Here is a 6262-nt window from a genome sequence, read left to right on the forward strand (position 1 = left end):
CTTTCATCCAATACATGTTACTTAAGTCTTCAATTTAGACAGAGTAACTGCTAAAAATTGCGTAGTTTATCCCGCTGCGCCAAGATACATTTAGCACTATAAATAATAACAATGATAAATACGTTAAAAGGCGACTATGGTCTTTTGTAGATAGTGAATAGGTAAATCAATGATTATATATAAGCAGGGTAAAGATAGCTTTGAACCCCAAAAAAGCGCTTATTCTACACCTGATACTACAACCAAACTCAGTGCTAGTGAGACAAAAATACTACAATACTTAATTGATAATAATGGTGAGATTATTAGCCGCGATAAATTACTGGAGATCGGTTGGCCTGATAAAGTCGTTGTACCTAACTCATTAAATGTTGCTATCGCTAATTTACGCAAAGCTTTTAAAACAAAAAATGAAATTATCATTACGATAAAAGGGGCTGGATTTACGATTGCTAAAAACACTTTTATACAGCATAAAATCCAACCAGAGATCGTATCAGACAGTGACCATATAACGACTAGCCAAAGTGCAACCGCATCTTTAAATAAAGAAGAGAATGTAACTGCATTATTGGATAATAACGGTGAGCAGAAAAATGACACCACAGCAAAACAACCGTTATCAAAGATAGCAAAAATTGGTTGTGGTATATCCATGATTGCATTATTAGCATGGATAGGACTTTGGACCAGTAGTTGGCAAACACCACCCTGTGTATCCGTTAATAATCAGCAGATCTGTGGTAATATAGAGCTTCTTAACTTAAATGAATTGCCTAAAAACCTGCCATCGAAAGGCACTATATATATAGATTCAGCAGGTAAACTGTATGAAAAAAATTAAATACATCATCATGGCCTTAGTTGCTCTGATGTTATTTCCAATTATTAACGGTATGGGTTGCGACTTTAACTATAAATTAACCACTCCCGGCCATGAACAGTTCGGCAGTTGTAAATTTGGTCAATACACCTTAATAGACTATCCCGACCCAAAACAAGATAATGGCTATACCGTATTAAAAGGACTGTATTTTTACGCTTTTGGCAATGCGGCAATATTAATCACCAGTAATGAAGATCACACCAAGAAAATTACTGATTCTTCGATAGAGAGCTTAAACTTTGCAAATAAACGTTTTTGGTACCAGCTTTCGTTACAAAGACTGAATAAAGATGAACTTGTGATTTTCACAAAGCATCCAAAACCCAAGCTACAAGTGATCCCTTACGACGGCACACTTGCAATGACTGACAGTAATTCATAATCAGAATTAATAACAGGTGCTAATTTTCTAGCGCCTGTTTATTCTTGTTGTACTAACCCTTCCAATATCGGACAGGTTGAATTTTTATCTCCAGGACATTGCTTCGTTAATGCTTCTAGTGTTTTCTTCATCTGTAGTAATTCATTAATCTTAATATCTATCTCTTTTAACTTTTCTTCCGCCTTTTGTTTTACATCACGACTCTGACGACTTGAGTTCATTGATAACGTTAATAAATCACGGCATTCATCAAGAGAAAATCCAATCATTCGAGAACGTTTGATCAACAGTAACTCTGAAATATGGTTTTGATTATAATAACGATATCCATTAGCACCTCTAGGAGCTGGGCTTATCACACCTTTCGCTTCATAAAACCGAATAGTTTTTGCTGTTAGCCCTGTTTTTTCAGCGACTTCACTTATATTAATCATCTTTATCCTTCCACGTTTTATCTATTCTTTAAAATACACCAAACATACCTTGACCTTACAGTAACTGGAAGGTTTATTCTTACTTCATCCTTTAAATATAGTAAGGCGTAAGGGCTCAAAATGAATGCTATTACTCTCCCACTCGCGAACGTCCATTGCATGAGCTGCGTAAATAAAATACGTTCAGCTTTAGCAACATTGCCCGACTGCCAAATTATCGATATAGATACAAAGCAAATTACTGTAAATAGTGAAAGCCCACTAAAAACAATGTCTGAAAAGATCAATGCATTAGGCTATCACGTCGGTTTCCACTATCAACTTGCACTAGCTGGTTTATCATGTGGTCGATGCGTGGCTAAAGTTGAAGCCGCACTAGCAAGCCGGAATGATATTTTCAGCGCTAGTATAACGAAAGAAACAGCTGATATAACGGGCTCTCTAAGTGAGCAAACACTTACCGATATTATTACATCACTGGGTTATCAAGTAATACCTGCTTCGTCGGAATTAGAAAAAGACACACTGATGTTTACTCTATCAGGGCTTTCATGCGGAAAGTGCGTTGCCAAATTGACAGAGAAACTAAAAGCCAATGATCAGATCAAAATCCTTGCTTTAGATAAAACGCATGCAGAAATTAGAACAATACTTACTGCAGAAGATGTCATTTCCATTATTACAGAGGCTGGCTACCAAGCAACACAAACAACTATAGATGACAAATTAGCTCAACCAGTAAACACCAATGAGCAAGAGAACAAGGATGATAAAGCGCTAAATGCTCTTCTCTCATCTGAAAGTTCTCAGGTTCAACAGTTACTGTTATCAGGTATGACATGTGCCAGTTGTGTCGCCTCTGTTGAAAAAGCGATTAAGCAAGTTACAGGTGTTGATACCGTCAGTGTAAACCTTGCGGAGCGTACAGCACTTATCTCAGGTAATCCTGATATAAAAGCCGTTATTACCGCGATTACTGCAGCCGGTTATGGCGCTGAAATCAGTGAAGATGAACAAACTCGACGTCATCGTCAACAACAACAAAATACTCAAACATTTAAAACACACTTAAGAAATGCATTTATTGCACTTGGCTTAGGGGTTCCTATGATGGCTTGGGGGATCTTTGGCGGCAGTATGATGATCGACTCAACCACCAGCCAATTGGCATGGGGATTTGTTGGCTTAATCACCCTATTATTGATCGTAACTGTTGGTAAAGATTTCTATCTCAATAGTTGGAAAGCATTTAAACATCATCGCGCTACTATGGATACATTAGTTGCGCTGGGGACCGGTGCTGCTTGGCTATTTTCAATGTTAGTTGTGCTTAAACCTGATATGTTTCCAGCTGCTGCTCGCCATGTGTATTTCGAAGCAACAGCCATGATTATAGGTTTAATTACATTAGGCCATGCCCTTGAAGCTCGCGCCCGTAGTCAAACATCGAAAGCATTAGAGCGTTTAATCGATCTACAACCACAAACGGCTATCGTAGTTGAAAACGGCGTGGAAAGTGAGCGTCCACTTAATGAAATAAAAAGTGGGATGACGTTACGTCTTCGCCCTGGTGCAAAAGTCGCTGTTGATGGTGTCGTCATTGAAGGTAATACCTATATAGATGAATCGATGCTAACAGGTGAGCCTCTTGCTGTTCACAAACAGAATGGTGACAAAATCAGAGCAGGGACGATCAACCAGCAAGGAGCATTACTCTTTAAAGCTGAGCATATTGGCAGCGATACAATGCTCGCTCGAATTATCCAACTCGTTCGTCAAGCTCAAAGCAGTAAACCTGCACTTGCACGCTTAGCTGATACTATTTCAAGTATCTTTGTGCCAAGTGTCATGATCATCGCCATTATTACTGCCATGGTGTGGTACTACTTCGGTCCAGCACCGTCATCGGTTTATATGTTAGTCGCAGCGACAACCGTACTTATCATTGCTTGTCCTTGTGCATTAGGGCTCGCTACACCAATGTCAGTGACTGTAGGAGTTGGACGCGCAGCAGAGCTAGGAATTTTAATTCGTGATGCTGAAGCTATGCAGCAAGCAGCCAACATCAATACTGTTGTGTTAGATAAAACAGGTACGCTCACTGAAGGAAAGCCACAAGTGGTAAGTATTCAGAGCTATACCGCTCTTACTGAAGATCAGCTATTACAATTAACCGCTACCTTAGAACAAGGTTCGGAGCATCCTTTAGCGAATGCTATTATTGAATCAGCGAAACAAAAAGATCTGACTCTCAGTCGAGTAACAGAATTTAAAGCCATTGCAGGTATGGGTGTGTCAGGCACTATTGATACAAGCAGCGTGATACTGGGAAATGAAAAATTAATGACCCAATACAATGTTGATATCAATCAAGCCCAAACTGACTTTGATAATATCGCCTCTCAAGGTGCAACACCTGTTTACTTAGCGAAAAATAACCAACTTATAGGAATTATTGGCATTAGCGATCCTCTACGTAGTGACTCACTAAGTGCGGTTAAACGAATGCAAAAAATGGGTCTGACTGTTGTGATGCTAACGGGTGACAGTTATAAAACAGCACAAGTTATCGCGACTAAATTAGGCATTACGGATGTAGTTGCTGATGTGCTACCCGATGGTAAAGCGGAACAAATAAAACAGCTTCAACAACAAGGTAATCGAGTTGCCATGGTCGGTGATGGTATCAACGATGCTCCGGCTCTTGCATTGGCAGAAGTCGGTATTGCGATGGGAAGTGGTACTGATGTTGCAATAGAAAGTGCGCAGTTTACATTAATGCGTCACTCTCTTCATGGAGTGGTTGATGCATTAGAGTTATCTAAAGCAACTTTGCGAAATATGAAAGAAAACCTATTTGGTGCTTTTATTTACAATAGCTTAGGTATTCCTGTTGCTGCAGGTGTATTGTACCCACTCACGGGGGCATTACTCAGCCCAGTCATTGCGGGGGCTGCCATGGCGTTATCATCCATAACGGTAGTTACCAATGCCAATCGACTTCGCTTATTTAAACCTAGCTACCAAGCTAAATCAGCACAGGAGAAATAGTATGTGCTTGTTATTAGGCATTGCTGCTATTGCATTAATTATTTGGTGGTTCTGGCTTCACCCTAGTCTTCGCTAACCAAACTAACACCAAAGGCTACTATCAGTAGCCTTTTTTATTACTAATCAGGAATATTTTGTTATAACTAAGAAAACGTATAATTTCTTATTTTAAGGCGATGAATGTTTAAATCCTTACTTTCGAAAATTCTGGTGCTGCTGCCATTTATTTCTCATCATGCATTCGCAGAGCCCATTGTTTGGAAAATTTATGACACGCAACGCCAGTTCTATGTATTAGGTTCAATACATGCGGGTGAGAAAGACATGTTTCCATTACCAAAGGCTTTTTTAACGCAATGGAAAGATGCTGATGCATTAATTGTTGAAGCAAATATACTCACTCAATCAACATCGACCATCGAACAATACCAGCCACCATTAACCCAAGACAAACTCAATTCCGAACAACTCCAAACGCTTCAAATAATCACAACATCACTACAACTTCCTTATGAACACCTTATTGCTCAGCCACCATGGTTGACAGCAACTTATCTCCAGCTTGCACTCGCTAAGCAACAAAATCTATCGACCGATCAGGGTATCGATTATGTGTTATTGAAAAGAGCGCAGCAGCAAAATCTACCAATTAAGGCATTTGAAACGGTTGAGCATCAATTAAACCTGCTTCAAAACTTACCTGAAAATGGCACTAACATGTTGTTAGAGACCATCAATAACTGGCAACAAACAGAGCAAGCACTGAAATGTTTAGTTAATGTATGGAAACAAGGCGACAGTAAAAAATTTACCGAACTATTCAACGATACCCAATTTGATCCAGAAACCAACGATGCCTTAATTTTTTCTCGGAATCGTCAATGGACAAAAATACTCAGTGAATCAGAAGATTATCAATCAGGACGGTTTATGGTTGTTGTCGGCGCATTTCATTTAATCGGAGAGCAAGGACTTCCCGCTTTGATGGAGAAAGAAGGATTTACTGTTGAAAGGATCACCACAGGTGTTACGGCACAGTGTGATGGATGGGAAAAGCTAACGTCATAAATACCAACACATGGCTGTGTAAAAACACTTTAAATCGTATTATTTACTCACAGGGTTTATAAACATCAGATGTAAAAAAGCCCCGTTTTTCAACGAGGCTTTTTATAAGTGGTCGGTGAAGAGCAGGTTTTTAATAGATCAGGAACCCCCGCCCCTCTGGTCCGCCATTTACCTAGAGCTGTGATGCTCTACCAAACATGCTATTCAACAAAATATGAAAGACATCTGATGCAAAAAAGCCCCGTCTTTCGACGAGGCTTCTAATAAGTGGTCGGTGAAGAGCAGTTTTTTAATAGATCAGGAACCCCCGACCCTCTGGTCCGCCATTTACCTAGAGCTGTGATGCTCTACCAAACATGCTATTCAACAAAATATGAAAGACATCTGATGCAAAAAAGCCCCGTCTTTCGACGAGGCTTCTAATAAGTGGTCGGTGAAGAG

General features: G+C 39.6%; 5 protein-coding genes. 4 read left to right on the forward strand and 1 reads right to left on the reverse strand.

Going from position 1 to position 6262, the window contains the following annotated elements:
* The first annotated feature begins 169 nt into the window (after positions 1–169).
* Positions 170–844 (forward strand): winged helix-turn-helix domain-containing protein, encoded by a 675-nt coding sequence (locus C9J40_RS03310; protein WP_107245689.1) that lies wholly within the window; start codon positions 170–172, stop codon positions 842–844.
* Positions 831–1268 carry a hypothetical protein gene (locus tag C9J40_RS03315; RefSeq protein WP_107205397.1) on the forward strand — a complete coding sequence of 146 codons (438 nt, stop codon included), beginning with the start codon at positions 831–833 and terminating at the stop codon, positions 1266–1268. Before C9J40_RS03310 ends, C9J40_RS03315 begins: the two co-directional genes overlap by 14 nt.
* A 38-nt stretch (positions 1269–1306) precedes the next feature.
* Here C9J40_RS03315 and cueR read toward each other — a convergent pair whose 3' ends face one another.
* Positions 1307–1702, reverse strand: a complete 396-nt coding sequence (cueR, locus tag C9J40_RS03320; protein WP_107205396.1) for a Cu(I)-responsive transcriptional regulator — start codon at positions 1700–1702, stop codon at positions 1307–1309.
* A 120-nt stretch (positions 1703–1822) separates the two neighbouring features.
* Between cueR and C9J40_RS03325 the strand changes: the two genes are divergently transcribed.
* Together C9J40_RS03325 and C9J40_RS03330 are read left to right on the forward strand one after the other, a co-directional pair.
* A complete protein-coding gene (locus tag C9J40_RS03325) occupies positions 1823–4753 on the forward strand; it encodes a copper-translocating P-type ATPase (protein WP_107245690.1) in 2931 nt (976 codons plus the stop codon).
* A gap of 180 nt (positions 4754–4933) precedes the next feature.
* Positions 4934–5821 (forward strand): TraB/GumN family protein, encoded by an 888-nt coding sequence (locus C9J40_RS03330; protein ID WP_107245692.1) that lies wholly within the window; start codon positions 4934–4936, stop codon positions 5819–5821.
* The last annotated feature ends 441 nt before the right edge of the window (positions 5822–6262 follow it).

Origin of the sequence: Photobacterium sp. GB-72 (assembly GCF_003026095.1) — a bacterium.
Lineage (GTDB): Bacteria > Pseudomonadota > Gammaproteobacteria > Enterobacterales > Vibrionaceae > Photobacterium.

Coding starts and splice junctions, on each gene's coding strand:
- C9J40_RS03325 (WP_107245690.1), top strand. CDS start 1,823: ATGAATGCTATTACTCTCCCACTCGCGAACGTCCATTGCATGAGCTGC.
- C9J40_RS03330 (WP_107245692.1), top strand. CDS start 4,934: ATGTTTAAATCCTTACTTTCGAAAATTCTGGTGCTGCTGCCATTTATT.
- C9J40_RS03315 (WP_107205397.1), top strand. CDS start 831: ATGAAAAAAATTAAATACATCATCATGGCCTTAGTTGCTCTGATGTTA.
- C9J40_RS03310 (WP_107245689.1), top strand. CDS start 170: ATGATTATATATAAGCAGGGTAAAGATAGCTTTGAACCCCAAAAAAGC.
- cueR (WP_107205396.1), bottom strand. CDS start 1,702: ATGATTAATATAAGTGAAGTCGCTGAAAAAACAGGGCTAACAGCAAAA.